The organism is Ruegeria sp. CDSA246 (assembly GCF_059611225.1).
The window spans coordinates 23,334-39,185 of the sequence record NZ_JBXWPD010000023.1 but is presented as its reverse complement, the minus strand read 5'-3'; the positions used below and the strand labels follow the sequence as shown (position 1 = coordinate 39,185).

General features: G+C 56.3%; 8 protein-coding genes and 2 pseudogenes. 8 read left to right on the top strand and 2 right to left on the bottom strand.

Annotated elements, in window-relative coordinates:
- Positions 1 to 238 precede the first annotated feature (238 nt).
- Complete coding sequence (locus tag AC2FI9_RS21210) at positions 239 to 1,174, bottom strand: LysR substrate-binding domain-containing protein (RefSeq protein WP_496727475.1); 936 nt, start codon at positions 1,172 to 1,174, stop codon at positions 239 to 241.
- Positions 1,175 to 1,411: 237 nt separating this feature from the next.
- Between AC2FI9_RS21210 and AC2FI9_RS21205 the strand changes: the two genes are divergently transcribed.
- From AC2FI9_RS21205 to AC2FI9_RS21185, 5 genes are all read left to right on the top strand, one after another.
- Positions 1,412 to 2,365: an ABC transporter substrate-binding protein gene (locus AC2FI9_RS21205; RefSeq protein WP_496770539.1), complete on the top strand. Its 954-nt coding sequence runs from the start codon at positions 1,412 to 1,414 to the stop codon at positions 2,363 to 2,365.
- A gap of 81 nt (positions 2,366 to 2,446) precedes the next feature.
- Positions 2,447 to 3,475: a quaternary amine ABC transporter ATP-binding protein gene (locus tag AC2FI9_RS21200; RefSeq protein WP_496770537.1), complete on the top strand. Its 1,029-nt coding sequence runs from the start codon at positions 2,447 to 2,449 to the stop codon at positions 3,473 to 3,475.
- Positions 3,475 to 5,457, top strand: coding sequence for an ABC transporter permease (locus tag AC2FI9_RS21195; RefSeq protein WP_496770534.1), 1,983 nt, complete (start codon positions 3,475 to 3,477; stop codon positions 5,455 to 5,457). Before AC2FI9_RS21200 ends, AC2FI9_RS21195 begins: the two co-directional genes overlap by 1 nt.
- A gap of 14 nt (positions 5,458 to 5,471) precedes the next feature.
- Positions 5,472 to 7,871 (top strand): trimethylamine N-oxide demethylase, encoded by a 2,400-nt coding sequence (locus AC2FI9_RS21190; RefSeq protein WP_496770531.1) that lies wholly within the window; start codon positions 5,472 to 5,474, stop codon positions 7,869 to 7,871.
- A 148-nt stretch (positions 7,872 to 8,019) separates the two neighbouring features.
- The gene (locus tag AC2FI9_RS21185; RefSeq protein WP_496770543.1) at positions 8,020 to 8,430 is read left to right on the top strand and encodes a hypothetical protein; all 411 of its coding nucleotides are present in this window, start codon (positions 8,020 to 8,022) and stop codon (positions 8,428 to 8,430) included.
- Here the strand turns inward: AC2FI9_RS21185 and AC2FI9_RS21180 are convergent.
- Positions 8,369 to 9,162: pseudogene (locus AC2FI9_RS21180) on the bottom strand (IS5 family transposase). The gene AC2FI9_RS21185 and the pseudogene AC2FI9_RS21180 sit on opposite strands and share 62 nt — an antisense overlap.
- 577 nt (positions 9,163 to 9,739) lie before the next feature.
- Here AC2FI9_RS21180 and AC2FI9_RS21175 point away from each other — a divergent pair.
- The 3 genes and pseudogenes from AC2FI9_RS21175 to AC2FI9_RS21165 all read left to right on the top strand — a co-directional run bounded on the left by AC2FI9_RS21175 (position 9,740) and on the right by AC2FI9_RS21165 (position 15,469).
- Positions 9,740 to 10,683: pseudogene (locus AC2FI9_RS21175) on the top strand (IS110 family RNA-guided transposase).
- A gap of 491 nt (positions 10,684 to 11,174) precedes the next feature.
- A complete protein-coding gene (locus tag AC2FI9_RS21170) occupies positions 11,175 to 15,179 on the top strand; it encodes a peptidoglycan DD-metalloendopeptidase family protein (protein WP_496770528.1) in 4,005 nt (1,334 codons plus the stop codon).
- A 5-nt stretch (positions 15,180 to 15,184) separates the two neighbouring features.
- The gene (locus AC2FI9_RS21165; RefSeq protein ID WP_496770526.1) at positions 15,185 to 15,469 is read left to right on the top strand and encodes a hypothetical protein; all 285 of its coding nucleotides are present in this window, start codon (positions 15,185 to 15,187) and stop codon (positions 15,467 to 15,469) included.
- Positions 15,470 to 15,852: the final 383 nt, after the last annotated feature.

The window sequence follows — 15,852 nt, the reverse complement described above, 5'->3', positions numbered from 1 at the left end:
CCTGAATAGGCTTCTTCTGCGCCTCGCGCGCGATTTCAATGTCCGATTTATAGCTCATTGGGCAAAACCCCCGGTTGGAAAAGTCTGACAACACCTTGTCCGGAGCGGTGGCGCACCGTCTCAGATTCGTTTTTTCTTTAAGGTAAATAAATATTCCCTTGGGTCAATATGCGAGTTGTAGTAGCCAAATAGCCCACTGCCAAACTCACTATCAATGCCCAGTCGTCAACGACCCAAATCAAGCGTATCTTTTTCGACCTGCGCTGAGACTCAGCAGCCAATCTTCGACAATTAATTGCTCTGGAAAAGCACTGTTGAAAGGTCTTTTCAATAGGTAGTATCCTGACTCCGTTCGCACCGATGCGTCCTGGACTGGCCTGACCAAAGCGCCGCTTTCCAGCAATGGGTCAACAAGATGGGCCCAACCCAATGCAATTCCCAACCCATCAACCGCTGCTTGTACTGACAATGGGTAGGTGTTGAACGCGACAGCCTGTTCCATTGATGACGTCGATACACCATTGCCGCTGAACCATGCACGCCATGTCATCCATTCTGCATGGCCGCTGGTGACCTCAATGAGGTCAAGTTCCGGTAGCGCAGAAAGTTCCGCCGCATTGGGATTGCTTTTTAGGTACTCGGGGCTGCAAACCGGAAAAACGGTTTCTCCGAACAGAAGCTTTGCCTCGTACCCCGGCCAGTCGCCATCCCCTCGCAGAATGGTAAGGTCCATAGAATCTGACAGACATTCCGCGTCACTGTCAGAAGACACCAAAGAGATGCGGATACGGCCATTGGATTTGTTGAACTTGCGAAGTTGCGGCATCAGCCAAAGAGACGCAACAGAATTGGTCGCCGAAATCGAAACCGTATTGGCCTGATGCTTGGCCAGCATGTCGCGGCTGACATCCCGCATCAGGTCCAGTGATTTTTCCACGGTTGCCAACAGGATGGCACCCTGCTGAGTAAGGGAAACAGAACGATGCCCCCGTACAAACAAGGGCACGTCATAATGCTGTTCCAGTAAGCGCACTTTGCGGCTGATTGCGGTCTCTGAGATGTTCAGAACCTTGCTGGCTTGCGCAAAACTCTGCGCCTTGGCAGCTGCCTCAAATGCCAACAAATAGTCCAGCGGCGGCAAGACTTTCCCGGTGACTGGCGCTTTTTTTGGCATTTGGGGACCTTTTCCCGAACTGGACGAGGGCACGATCAAGAACATTTGCCCGCATCTGTCTGCATCGGATCAGGCAACTGTTTGTTAAGATAGCAAAAAGTCGGATTAGCCTCAAGAAATTATGGCCAAAGCCCCTCAAATTTCTGTTCTGCGCATTAGACGATCTTGGGCAGAATGCATGAATTCAGGGCCGGAAGAGTCCTCAACTCAAAAATGAATGTCACTCAGGGAGCAAACATGAAACTTACAAACCTACTTTCTGCTGCAACCTTGGCAGCAGTAGCGGGAACTGGCGCGGCTGCCGAAGACAGCAGCGACCCGATCGTAATCCCCATTCACAACTGGTCCAGCCAGATCGTGATGTCGAATGTTGTCGGCCTGATCTTCGAAGAGATGGGCAACAATGTCGAATATGTCACCACTGACAGCCAGGCCGTCTATGAATCCGTACGTTTGGGCGATGTCGCGCTGGAGATGGAAGTCTGGGAAGGTGCCTTTGGTGCATCCTACCGCGCGGCACTGGAAAAAGGTGGCCTGCATGATGCGGGCGATCATGATGCGGTCACGCGCGAGGATTGGTGGTATCCGATGTGGACCAAGGAATCCTGCCCGGGCCTGCCTGACTGGCAGGCACTGAACGACTGTGCGCACCTGTTCGCCACAGCCGAAACCGGCGACAAGGGCCGGTATCTGGATGGGCCGGTCGACTGGTTGAAGCATGGTAAAGAACGCGCCGAAGCACTGGATCTGAACTTTACAGTGATCAACGCGGGTTCAGCCGCAGCCCTTTGGGCCGAGATTGGCGCGGCAGAGGCCGACAAAACGCCGGTTTTGGTCTTTAACTGGACGCCAAACTTCGCCGAAGCTGTTTGGCCAGGTGAGTTCGTTGAGTTCCCGGCATGGGAAGATGGGTGCGACAAGGATCCAGCTAAGGGTCCCAATCCGGAAGCGCTGTATGATTGTGGCAACCCTGCCGAGGGTTACCTGAAAAAGGCAGCTTGGGATGGCATGAAAGATAAGTGGCCGGCCGCGTATTGCGCCCTGACCGAGATTTCCTTCACCAACCCGCAGATTGCAGAGATGGCGAAGCTGGTCGACACGGATGAGCTTGAGCCGGAAGAAGCGGCCGAGGAATGGCTGGACGCCAATCGCGACGTTGTTGATCCCTGGATCAGCGCCTGCGGCGCATAATCCGGTTACACAACCGAAACTGGCGCGGCCTTGTCTATCACATCGATGCAAGGCCGCGCTTAACAAGAAAGAAAGGCAGCCATGTCAGCCACCGCGCCCGTCATCTCAGCCAAAAATGTCTGGAAACTGTTTGGGCCCTCGCCAGAGAGCTATCTGAAATCCATGCCTGCGGGTCGCAGCTTTGATGAGATTCGGGCGGATGGGTACATCGCCGGGGTCAAGGATGTCTCGATCGAAGTGGACCAGGGAGAGATGCTGGTCATCATGGGGCTGTCGGGATCGGGTAAGTCGACACTGGTACGGTGCTTCTCACGCCTGCACGACATCACAGGCGGAACGATTGAGGTGGACGGTCAGGATATCATGAGCCTGAGCGAACGCGAGCTGATTGAACTGCGCCGCAACAAGATGGGTATGGTGTTTCAGTCCTTCGGATTGCTGCCGCATCGCACGGTTTTGGACAACGTGGCCTTCCCGTTGGAAATGCGTGGACAGGATCGCCACGACCGGCGCGAACGCGCGCTGGAAGTCATCAAACTGGTTGGCCTTGAAGGCCGCGAAGAATACTTCCCGCGCGAACTAAGTGGCGGTCAACAGCAACGGGTCGGTATCGCCCGATCCTTAGCTATCGAACCGGATATTTGGTTTCTTGATGAACCATTTTCGGCGCTTGATCCGCTGATCCGCCGTGAAATGCAGGATGAATTCCTGCGTCTGCAAGAGATGTTGGGCAAAACCATCGTCTTCATCACGCATGACTTTGACGAGGCGCTGCGCCTCGCCGACCGGATTGCCATCATGCGCAACGGTGCGGTCGAGCAATGCGACACCCCGGACCAGATCGTGATGAACCCCGCCACCGAATACGTGGCCAAGTTTACCGAGGACATCGACAAAGCCCGAGTCGTGCACGCGAAAGGGCTTGCAAAACCCGTAAACGGTCATGAGCTGGAAGGCGCCCCGATCAATGGTGCCTCAACCATCCATGAACTGGCGCGCGTATTGGTCAACGACGACAGGATCCTTTTACCGGTCGCGAATGACAAAGGCGTTGTAACAGGCGTTCTGGACCGCAACACCGCGTTGAACGTTCTGCTTGGAGCCGAATGATGGCGACGCTGTCCACCGAAATACCGGACACATCCGACAGAACGTTTGGACGGACCAAAGTCCTTACGGCACTGCTTGTCACGGCCTTTGCGCTAATCCTTGCCAAGGCCGTGGGCATTCTGCCTGAATGGCTGAACCGAATTCCTGAAGCCGCAATACCGCCAACGGCGCAAATTCTGGATACTGTCTTTAACTTCATTCAAAACGACCTGGGCCTGATTTATGTCACTCGCTTTATTGCAGAAGGCCCGTTGGAGTTTTTGCTGGATACGTCTGCGAACCTGCTAGAGGGCAAGCGGCGCTGGCCCTATCTGGGCCCAATCCCATGGTCCGCAATCGCCGCTGTGGCTGCTGTTGTCGGCTATGCCGTAGGTGGCTGGAGGCTCGCCGCGTTGGGCGCCGGAACCTTCATCTGGACCGCGGCAATCGGGCAGTGGAAGATCGCCATGCAAACGATGTCTGTCATCGTAGTCGCGGCACCTCTGGCATTTCTTCTGGGCTTGGTTCTGGGCATCGCCGCCTGGAAATACGGCTGGTTCGAACGGATGCTGAAACCCATCCTGTCCGTGCTGCAAACCCTGCCCTTCTTTACGTATCTCTTGCCAGCAGTGATCTTCTTTAAGGTCGGACCGACAGCTGGGGCCGTCGCAACAATTACCTTTGCCATTCCACCGATGATTCTGATGACCACTTTGGGCCTAAAAAAGGTCAGCCCCGAAGTGATTGAAGCCGGCCAAATGTCCGGGTGCACACGCTGGCAGATGCTGCGCCATGTTTATGTTCCGGCTGCACGCACCGAGGTTCTGGTTGGCGTTAACCAAGTGATCATGCTGTGTCTTGCGATGGTTGTTTTGACCGCCTTTATCGGAATGCCCGGTCTTGGCGCGAAACTGTTGGCAATGATGGGTAGTTTTAAACTGGGCCGTTCTTTCGAGATTGGTGTCACCATTGTTCTTTTGGCCGTCACACTGGATCGGATGTCAAAGGCCTGGGTCGTCAAGCAGCCGGTGCACTTCGAACGCGGAACTCCGTGGTGGAAACGGCATCAGATTTCGCTGGTCGCGCTGGGTCTGTTTGTTGGGTTTACTCTGCTGGCACAGGTGTTCCCGATCCTCGCAGAAATTGGTCGGAAGCAGCATCTCAGCCAGGGCAAGGAAATCGACGTGGTGATCAAATCGATTCTGGCCATCGATGTGATCAAGGGCACGACCGAATGGCTGCGTTGGTTCCTGAACGTCAAGGTATTGATCCCGTTCCGGAACACGCTACTCGCCATTCCAACTCCCGCTTTCATCCTGCTGGTTGTATCCTTTGCCTATTGGGTCGGTGGCCGAAAACCCGGCATCTACGCCGCGATCTTTTTTTCGATTGTCGCTTTCTCGGGCTGGTGGGATCGGTCGGTCATCACGCTCTATACTGTGATTTCGGCAGTCGCGCTGGCGACTATGATCGGTATCCCCTTGGGCGTTGTTGCAGCCCGATCCAACCGCTGGTCCAAGAGCATCCTGCTGGCCTGCGACACCGCGCAAACCTTCCCAAGCTTCATCTACCTGATCCCCGCAATCATGCTGTTTGGGGTCAATGATGTGGCAGTTGTATTCTCAATCCTGATCTTCGCCGCCGTGCCGCTGATCCGTTACACGATTATTGGTCTCAGCAGCGTACCGCCGGAAATGACCGAGGCTGCTGATATGTCCGGCTCTACCCGTCGGCAAAAGCTGATGTCGGTACAATTTCCGTTGGCACTGCCGACAATGGCCGTCGGGTTCAATCAGGCAATCATGTTCGCCTTCTTCATGGTTATCATTGCCGCCTTCATCGGCACGCAGGATCTGGGGCAGGAACTGCAACGAACACTGGCAGGCACCGAATTGGGCAAGAACTTTGTGCTGGGTCTGAACGTGTCGCTGATGGCACTGACATTTGACATGGCAATCAGCAGCTGGGCCGAGAAGCGCAAGCGCGCTTTGGGGCTGGATTAACCGGAGTTTCGGAGATGAACGTAAAACCTGTATTTGAGGTCCCGTTCGAACGCAGCGGAGTTCTGGCCCCCGGCCTTCCGATCCTGCCACATGGAACGGAACGCCACCCGGTCCCCGGAATGGGGTCCCGCGCTGTTCCGGTCTCCAAAGGCGATACGATAACCTTGCTGGACCGCGACGGGATGCAACCGGCCGAGATGGTCTTCTTTGCCCCTGACCGGAGTTCCGATGCGGCCATGCTTGGCGCGCAGGGGCACGGGCGACCGGAGGGATTGATTGCGACGCTGGCCAATGGATCGCCGTCCGGCAAGAAAGTGCTACGCGCTTTGGAAGTTGCCGGATTTGACATTGGAAAAGGTGACGCAATCCGAGCGTTCATGGACGGGTCGCGCCCTGGCGACATGGTGCATTTCGTCGCTGAAAGTGATGGCCTTCTGATCGTGGCTGCACCCGGCAAGGCGATGCGCCCCGAAGATAACAACCCTCCCACGGATATCATTTTGTACATCCAGCGATCTGCACCCGGTTTGGCAAAGCCCGATGTTGGACCACCCGAACCGCTGGCCGATCCGCTCAAGGACTTCAATATTCAGCCGGGCAACGCCCACTCGTACGAGGTCAAGGCCGGCGAGTTCATCCAGATTGTCGATATTCGCGGGCGTGAGTGCTCGGATTTTCAGGCCTTCAGCCTCCGAGCGCTGGATCAGGGGATCGAACGCGAGATTGATCCGACAACAACGCGCAGCCTAATGGGCAGCTTGTACCCAAAACCGGGAATTTTTTCGAAATACTGGTCGGTAGATCAGGAGCCACTGATAGAGATCGTTCAGGATACCTGCGGGCGTCATGACACGTTTGGCCTTGCCTGTACGGCGCGGTATTACGAAGATCTCGGTTACCCCGGCCACGTGAACTGCTCGGACAATATCAACAAGGATTTGGACCAGTACGGCATCAAGCCGCGTGGTGGTTGGCCCGCGATCAACTTCTTTTTCAACACAATGCTGGACGACACCAATGCCATCGGAATGGACGACCCCTGGTCGCGCCCCGGTGACTTCGTCCTGCTTCGCGCGCTGACAGATCTGGTCTGCGTCAGCACCGGTTGTCCCTGCGACATCGATCCGGCCAATGGCTGGAATCCTACCGATATTCAGGTGCGAACCTACAAGGCGACCGAGGATTTCAAACGATCCTATGGCTATAGAAAATCTGCGGAGGCGGACGTGGAAGAAACCAAGAAAACTGCATTTCACGACTGCTTTGCACGGCACACCCGTGATTTCATCGAATACAACGGCTATTGGTTGCCAAATACGATGACCAATCACGGCGCGATTGCCGAATACTGGGCCTGCCGGGACAAGGTCGCGGTCATGGACCTGAGCCCATTACGAAAATACGAAGTTGTCGGCCCCGACGCAGAGGACCTGATGCAGCTGTGCGTGACCCGCAACATAAAAAAGCTAAGCGTTGGTCAGGTCGTGTATACGGCCATGTGCTATGAGCACGGCGGTATGATCGACGATGGTACGGTATATCGATTGGGTGAAACAAACTTCCGCTGGATTGGCGGGAATGACACGAGCGGTTTGTGGCTGCAGGAACAGGCGCTCAAACGCAATATGAATGTTTGGGTGCGCAACTCGACTGATCAATTGCATAACATCGCAGTTCAAGGGCGGTACAGTCGTGACATCCTTTCCAAAATCTTCTGGACACCGCCCCAACAACCGACGATCGAAGAATTACCGTGGTTCCGGCTGACCGTCGCCCGGGTTGGTGATGTGCAGGGGACATCTGTGGTAATTTCCCGGACCGGATATTCAGGTGAGCTGGGATATGAAATCTTCTGTCATCCCAAAGATGCCATCGAAATCTTTGATCGCGTCTGGGAGGTGGGCCAGGAATATGGCATCGCTCCGCTTGGACTTGCGGCTCTGGATATGGTGCGGATCGAAGGTGGCTTGATCTTTGCCGGGTCCGAATTCGACGATCAAACCGATCCCTTCGAGGCTGGCATCGGCTTCACCGTTCCACTGAAATCAAAGCCCGACGATTTTATCGGGCGGATAGCGATTGAAGAACGCAAGGCCCATCCTCATCGCAAACTGGTCGGTTTCGAGGTTGAGGGAGGTACGGTCCCCTCGCCCGGCGACTGTGTACGTGTTGGAAAGGCGCAAGTTGGAGAGATTACCAGCGCGATGAAATCACCCATTCTGGGCAAGGTCATTGCGTTAGGCCGGGTTTCGGTCACTCATGCCGTCGTCGGAGCTGACATTGAAATCGGGCAACTGGACGGCCAGCAAAAGCGCCTGAAAGCCAAGGTCGTGCCTTTCCCGCATTTTGACCCGACAAAGGAACGCGTGAAGGGCAACTATTCAATTGCTGATGTTCCTGATGCCGCAGAATGACGACTCTTCAACAAAAGTATTGGTCACAGGGATTCTCCCGTCCGGGCGCAACGTATGCGATTGTTTGCCGAGCTAAAACTGCACAGCAACAGGAGTTCTGTCTGCCCCGCTCCTGCGTCCGATATCGAACTCCCACAATAGTGTCTCGTTGAGTTTTTGGCTTTCACTTGTGACGGTTGTGTTTGTTCAACCGACTATTGGACTGGCTGCAGAATGCGCACAAATTTCTGCACTTGAAAACTATGATGACACCGGGATTGCACCTGTTGGGTCCGTATGCCAGCCATTTGACGGCTTGGGCAATTCACGCGGCGTTTCGTGTTATTGGGAATTTCAGTTCAGAAGCGATGAGGCCACAAGCTACTTCCACGACATATGGGCTGAAGTGGCGCGTTGCCGAGACGGTACGCCGGTTCCGATTGATAGGCAGGTCAATCACCCAGACAGCTATGTGCTTAGAGAATTGGACGCCGGAATTCGTGTCTATCGGGTTGCCATTAAAGACAAGAGCCAAGAGAAGCGCACACTGGTTTTCCTGAGTGTCGAGCACAACAACTGAGACGACCGCCTGACGTCAGTTCCAACGGGATCGCTTCAACCACCACCTTGGGTGTGCAAAAGATTCCGTCCGTCAAGCGACCAAACATGATTTCAATTCTATTTCGTAGTTTGTAGCAGCGTTTGTTGTACCAGGCGGGCTTGTCGCGTGATTTCCGGACCGGGATGCAGGGCTCTAGGCCTTTGTTATAAGGGCTTCGCGAAACCCGTCCGCATCATAGCCGCGATCACCCAGTAACCAATCAGCGATGGCAGGCTGTTCACCAGAGCCCTGGCGCCCGTGAAATCGCTGATTTGCCAGCGGAAAGGAAGTAGCGTATCGGACGTCCGAGACTATCGGTAACAGCATGCAGCTTCGTGTTCATGCCGCCTTTGGCTCGCCCGATCAGCCTGCCGCGACCCTCTTTTTCAACCGCAGGCTGGAGGCCGTGCGCTGCGCTTTGAGGTCGGTCGCGTCAATCATGTTGGTCTTGTGATCGGTCCCCTCCGCTGCCAGTCCGGCCATGATCCGAGCAAACACGCCCATATTTCTCCACCGCTTCCAAGGGTTATATAGCGTCTTTGGCGGGCCACATTCACGAGGCGCATCGGACCAGCGCAACCCATTGCAATTGATGAAAATAATGGCGCCAAACACAATCCGATCGTCAACCCACGACTTGCCATGGCTCTTTGAAAAGTAAGGCCGAAGACGCTCCATCTGTTGGTCTGTCAGCCAGAATAGATTGCTCATGAAGTACCCCTGCAACTCCGGGGCTTGACTCACGCAGCCGAGATAGTGGCAACAAATTTATGGGTCCAGAACCTAGGCATATGCGCGCGTGTCAGGACCTTGGGGCGAGATCACCACCAATGGCCCGGCAGCCTTCGGCCACTCCGAAGAAGCCATTGCGCATCAGATCCTCTCAGGCGCTTTCTTCGGGTTCTTGCCATCTCACCTTGGGCAGCCTTTTGAGGTATCACTTCAGATGCGTCGAATAGGCTCAAAGAACCTGACTTCCACAACACCGGCTGGTATTCTGCAGTCCGCAAGGGAAAAGGAAAACCCACTTGCTCGAGCCTTCCTGGAAGGGTTGCAAAACGGAGTGCACTGACCCAATTCAACGGCCCATATTCAAACCCGCGCACTGAGATTGGCAGCGGCCCAAACCGGATGAGGTGGGTGGCTCCTGCTCCACCAACATCGAATATGCCAAAGTGTAGATGTCATCGACTGCTAGAAAAGGAGCGACCCAAGGACAGAAAAGACTGGAGGCCTGGATCTGGCCAAGGATGTTTTTCAAGTTCACGGCATTTCAGAGAACGGCCGAGTGATTTTCAACAAAGCCATCAAACGCGCAAAGCTGCTCCGCTTCTTTGAGACGCTTCCACCCTGCAGGGTCGGGATAGAAGCCTGCGGCTCGTCTCATCACTGGGGTCGCCAGCTGCGAAAATTAGGGCACGACGTGAAGCTCATGCTGGCCGGATACGTCAAACCCTATATGAAGCGCGGCAAGAACGACGCCGTTGATGCTGAGGCGATCTGTGAAGCGGTCCGTGGACCAACCATGCGATTTGTCGAGATCAAGACGGAAGAGCGGCAAGCCATTCTCTCAATCCATCGGACTCGAGATCTGACCGTCCGGCAGCGCACCCAACTGGCCAACATGATCGCAGCCTTTTGCGTGAGTTTGGGCATATCTTGCCCATTAGGATCGAAGCAGTGACGGCTTTTGCAAAGCGTCACCTTGATGGCGACCATCCAGAAATGCCGGAGATCGCCAACGACGTGCTCGGTATCCAGTGCTATCAGTTTTTCGGCCTGAACGAACGCATCGTTGGCTATTCTAAGATGATCCAGCAACATGCCCTTCTGAATGCAGATGCGCGTAGATTGATGCGTATGCCTGGTATCGGCCCGATCACGGCTTCAACGATTGTCGCTACGATTGGCGATGCTAAACAGTTCCGGACCGGGCGCGATCTGGCGGCTTGGCTCGGACTGACCCCACTTAACAAATCCAGCGGTGGCAAGGAACGTCTGGGCAAGATCACGAAGCAAGGTGATCGCTACATTCGCAAGCTGTTGGTCGTAGGCATGACATCGCATGCTGTGATGGCGAAACGTTCGCCAGAGAAGGTCGATTTGTGGACAGCAAAGATCATCGCAGACAAACCGTTCCGACTGGCAACAATTGCCATGCCCAACAAGGCCGCGCCGGACATCTGGGCGATGCTCACAAAAAAACAGGAATACCGGCAGCCTGCGTTCTAATCGCGTCGACTGTCCACGAGATGCAAGACGTTGAAGTGATGATGCGAAAAAAAGTGAACCAAAAGCAAGGAATCTCCGGGAATGGCAGCGACCCTCAGTGGTCGATAACCCGATTGGACCCTCGCTCGCGGAATTCATCAGGTCAGTGGCGACAATGCCGCCACGCAAATAGGCCGGACAGACGAGAGTACTGACAAAAACACCCGCAAACATCGCCAATAAACTCTTGCAATGCAGGAGCCACCCACCGAGGTCACTCAACCCCCGCGCGCGACGCTGCAGTCGCAGCCCGTCGAAACGGACCTCAATCGATCGCGCAGCACCACGGGCAATCAATGAGCGAGGCCAATCCGAACGCTGTCAACTCAATCGGACCACTTCATTTAATGACAGGCACTTTACACACCCAGAGTCGCGTTAAGGCGTGACGCGTGCAAAAAGATACATTTTATGGTAGTATTGCGCCCTTAATTTCGAACAGGTTTATTGCTATGGACCAAGATCGTTTTAAGCACAGACTTCGTTTTGCTATTGGGATCACGCTTTTATCGGGCATCGTGACGTCTACCGCTTCCGGCCAGGATGTTGACGCGCCAATGGCGTCCGGCATCTCGGAAACAACGATGCGTGCCCAGCCACTGAACAACGCCTTTCCCGCAAACTTCATGGGGACTTGGGAGCCCTATGACGATGGCAACTGGCTGAATTTCGACCTCGACTTCACCAGCGGCACCGAAGCCATTGAGATGCTCGAGGCGCGTGTCACCTACAGGGATGCCGATGGCATGGAACTGGGAACCGCGACCGTGGGACAGCGCGACCTGTCCTTTGCGGTACTCAGCCGGACCGACACAGCCGGAGCGGCCCTGCCTCCGGCATTTGATGAAACCGGTGGACGGCTCGACGATTTCGGCTCATTCGGCGATCAATGCGTTGCGGACATCGTGATAGACTCCAATGGTCTGCTCTACGCCGGAGGGTCAGGGACCAATTCGACGCTGTTCGTCGACGATGGCGGCGAGCCGCTCATCCCATTCGCATCGCCGTCCGCTCTGCCGAACGGATCGCTTTTGTCGCGCTATACCGAGGACGGAGACAATGACGATGCCTTCTCGGCCAACGGGTTGGAAGCGTTGTCGATCGCAAATCCGATCGTTGAAAACGGGACGGTCAGACATAGCGTGAACGCTATAGCGGTCGATGCTCTAGGCAATATCTGGGCTGGCGGCGAGGCGTGGCTGCTGGATGTTCCGTCCGATGACGACCTGCTGTCGTGGTGGTCCGTCATGCGGATCGATACGAATGGCGCTGTAGAGCCGTTTTTCGGCGCTCAGATTCTGTTTCCCGAGACGGACAACGGCAGAATAGCCGATCTCGCTTTGCTGTCAGGCAGCATGATCGCCGTCGGCTCCATCGAAGTCGAGGACCGGCCACGGGCGACGCTTGGCATCATCAGTGCAAATGATGCCGAGATCATGGTCGAGGATTTCCTGCCCGACGACATGGTTTCGACATACAGCACTGTCGCATTGGACGACGAGGATCGCATTTACGTCGCCGGCTGGTTCGGTCCGCTGCAGGAACTGATTGTCGATGAAGACGACGAACTCGAAGACCGGACATGGTTCGTCGCGCGGTTTCTGTCCGACGGCATGCTCGACGAGGATTTCGGCACGGCAGGCCGAGTCGATGTCGCCTTTCCAGGGGTCGACCGGGGCGCACCCTTGGCTATGGCCATTGACGGTGACGACCGGATCGTCACCGTCGGCACCGTGTCACCGGGCCCGGGCATCTCGGCCCAGGCCGCCATCGTTCGAATGACATCCTCCGGCGAACTTGACGACGCGCTTGCCCCGGCTGAAGCCGGTACGGGAATCGTGGTGAGGGATTTTGGATTTCCCGGCCTCGTCGGCGCGGGCGATGTTGCGATCGATGCGGAGGGCAGGATCGTTGTCTCCATATTCACCTCTGACATGTTCGCGGCCGTCCGTCTGCTCGATGATGGCGACCTGGACCAGGATTTCAACCAGAACGGCATTGTCGCACTGGAACATCCGGACACGCCTGACCAGACCGGCACGCGATCCACGTCGGTCGCGATCGCATCAGGCAACCGCGTGGTTTTGGGCGGCTGCGCCACCAGCGCTTCAGGCGAGGGGAATATTGCATTGATGCGGCTGAGGGAGGATGGTCTGCTGGATTCCAACGCCACACAGATCCCGCCAGCAACCCGCGTCATCGTTGCCTTCCCCGACGAAGCGCTGGCGGATGACGACCGGTTGTTGCCCTTTGCGGGCGACCCGCCCGCAAGCGTGGATGTCGAGCTTGACGTGCGCGAAGTCGACACTGACGAGGAATGGACGCTTTCGTTCAACGAGATTCCCACGCCGACTTTCGCACCGGTTCCGTTCACCGACGGATCGACCTACGTCTTCCCGCTTTCGCCGACGCAACTGTTTGTCTCGCTTCCCGATGACGATGCCTGTGCGGCGCTTGACGACAATGACGACGGCGATGACGAGACAGCGCCCGATCCGCCGGTTCTGAACTACCGGATCAATGTTGCGCATGAGCTTCGCTTTGGCGATATCGAAACCCATCACCGGCATTTCGTAAACAGCCTGAACAACCCAAGCGCGACCAACAACCAGCGCTACGCCTATGATATCGGCGTCACGGATGCCGACGGAAACCTGTCCCGCCCCCTCGACGATGCGTGCAAGGGTATCGACAACCTGCAAAACACCGACAGTTACATCTGGGGCCAGCCGGTGATCGCGATCGCCGATGGCGACATCGTCGGCCTCGACAATAGCCAGCCGAGCAACCCGCGCCCGGGTCCACGCCTAGCGAGTGTCCCGGCGCCCGGGAATTTCATCTCGATCCAGCATTCGAACGGAACGGTCTCGAACTACTACCACATGATCCCGGGCTCCATTCCTGCGAATTTCGGAATGATCGGATCCTGCGGAATGGGGCAGGTCTGCAGTGTCGAACAAGGTGACGTGATCGGCATGGTCGGCAATTCCGGTAACAGCAGCGGGCCACATCTGCATTTTCAGCTGATGGACGGACCGAGCCTGAACAACGACGACGGGCTGCCGATCGGGTTCAGCAACGTGATACTGGATGGTATGCTGCAAACGAATGTCATTTTCCACAGCCGACAGGTGCTAGGCGACATCCTGCCAATACCCGAAACCCTTGAATTGAATCCGCCGACACCCTCGGGTGCGGTCGGCGAGGCAGAGCCAAATGACGGTCTTGCCGAGCACCATGCCGTGACGCCACCGACCATCGTTTCCGGCACGATATCGGTAGTCGAGGCCCCCACCGTCGCAGTGCGCGGCGATCCGGTCGAGGACATCTACCGGTTCCAGAGCGAAACACGTGCCAGGGTGTTCATCCGGCTCGAGGCGGCTCAGGCTTTTGAAGACCTTGACGTATATCTGCTGAACGAGGGCCTACAGATGCTCAACCCTGACCGCGCAGGCTGGGGTCCGGGCGGGATCGAGGAAATCGTGCTCACCGTGCCACCGGGTCGGTTCTATGTCGCGGTTTCGGACCCGGAGGACGGCTCGGGGGTCGATTACGAGCTCGAGATCGATATTCGCCCATTCGCCTGGCAGTATTCGGCCAAGGTGGTGTGCGGCTCACAGCCCGACCCTGAGAACGGGCGTCTGGTGCCGGGACGCTACGCGACAACCGTCAACATTCACAATCCGGGCGGCAACGAGGCGCTGGTTTTCAAAAAGCTTGCACTCGCGTTTCCGCCGGTTGAACAGCGGCCGGGACGAATTTACGAGATTGGCGAGGACACGCTCGGTTATGATCAGGCGGTGAAGACGGATTGCGCCGATCTGGAACTGAATGCGCTCGGTGGCGCACCACCCGAGGGCGAAACCTATTACGAAGGTTGGGTCGTTGTTCAGAGCACCGAACAACTAGACGTCACAGCGGTTTACTCCGCGGCGACGCTGGGGCCTGAAGGCAACGTGACCGGAGCCCACTCGATCGACGTCGAGCAGATTTCTGAACACGGCTTGGGCGTCGACCTTTCGGTCACCAAATCGGCCGAGGATTTCACCTGGCCGTTCGGCGACCGTTTGCTCCATTTCATCCTCTACACGGTTGACGTCGCCAACGCCGGACCGGCGGTTGCTGGCAATGTCCGGGTCAGTGACACCATGGCCCTAAACCTGCTGAACGCGGATGGCGCAGCAGCGCTTCTTCCGTTGCCGCTCGATCTGCCGCCGACAGGGTCGCTGATCTCGATCGAAGCCCTGTCGCAAACCGAATCCGCGGCGGAATTCGATATCGGCGACATCGCCCCCGGATCGGTGCGCAGCATTCGGTTCTGGGGCGTTGCCGCCGCGGGCGCGACAGGTTCCCCGGCCTTTGCGTTTGTCAAGAACACTGCGGTGGTCCGGGCTGGCGAGGCGGAATTGATTGAGGACGACAACAGCGACAGCATCAACACGGTGATATTACCATGACTCAGATGACGCATATTCTGCTGACCGGCCTTGCGGCGCTCTCACCTTTTTTTACCTCCAGCACCTCGGCGCAAAACAGCGAAACCGCACCTCCAAAACCCGAAATCCGGCCGGAAATGCGCATCTGCGGTCAACTGGCGCAACGCGACTCGCTCGCTCAGCTGGATAAGCACCTAAAGCAGTTGGGCCAGGTTGATAGAGACAGCGCCAACTACCGCGCGCCCGACCTGCCAGAAGACCTGCACGCTATGCTGCGATGTCTCATGGCCCGAATCGATACCGGCACTTAGCTGCATTGTGCCCGGCTCGAAACACTCCAAAGTAAACTCTTCCAGCCGTTGAGGCATTTTTTGCGTTTCTGTGCGGCAGCCCGGCCAATTAGAGCGGTTTGTGTTTTATCTATCCCGTATCCTGCGGCTGTGGAGAAGTAGCAGCATTCTTCGTCAGTGAAGAGCTCGCAAACGCGACCAACGGCATTCCATAGATCGTGGATGGTTCGGGGGCTCTGCTGCAAAGATTTAGCTGTTGACGCGCTGGGGTTTCGCGCGTGAATGGCTTTCGGTCCCAATTGGTCGAAAGTCATTCACCCGCAGCATCCCACCTCGTCAAGAGCCAAAAGTCTGCAATAGATCCTCCAGTAGACCGTCGCTTCTGGCTGTTCCAAAAGTTTGCG

What these genes read in the sequence shown, in the direction of transcription:
- AC2FI9_RS21170 (WP_496770528.1), top strand. Translation starts at nt 11,175, where the DNA reads ATGGACCAAGATCGTTTTAAGCACAGACTTCGTTTTGCTATTGGGATC.
- AC2FI9_RS21205 (WP_496770539.1), top strand. Translation starts at nt 1,412, where the DNA reads ATGAAACTTACAAACCTACTTTCTGCTGCAACCTTGGCAGCAGTAGCG.
- AC2FI9_RS21190 (WP_496770531.1), top strand. Translation starts at nt 5,472, where the DNA reads ATGAACGTAAAACCTGTATTTGAGGTCCCGTTCGAACGCAGCGGAGTT.
- AC2FI9_RS21195 (WP_496770534.1), top strand. Translation starts at nt 3,475, where the DNA reads ATGGCGACGCTGTCCACCGAAATACCGGACACATCCGACAGAACGTTT.
- AC2FI9_RS21165 (WP_496770526.1), top strand. Translation starts at nt 15,185, where the DNA reads ATGACGCATATTCTGCTGACCGGCCTTGCGGCGCTCTCACCTTTTTTT.
- AC2FI9_RS21210 (WP_496727475.1), bottom strand. Translation starts at nt 1,174, where the DNA reads ATGCCAAAAAAAGCGCCAGTCACCGGGAAAGTCTTGCCGCCGCTGGAC.
- AC2FI9_RS21200 (WP_496770537.1), top strand. Translation starts at nt 2,447, where the DNA reads ATGTCAGCCACCGCGCCCGTCATCTCAGCCAAAAATGTCTGGAAACTG.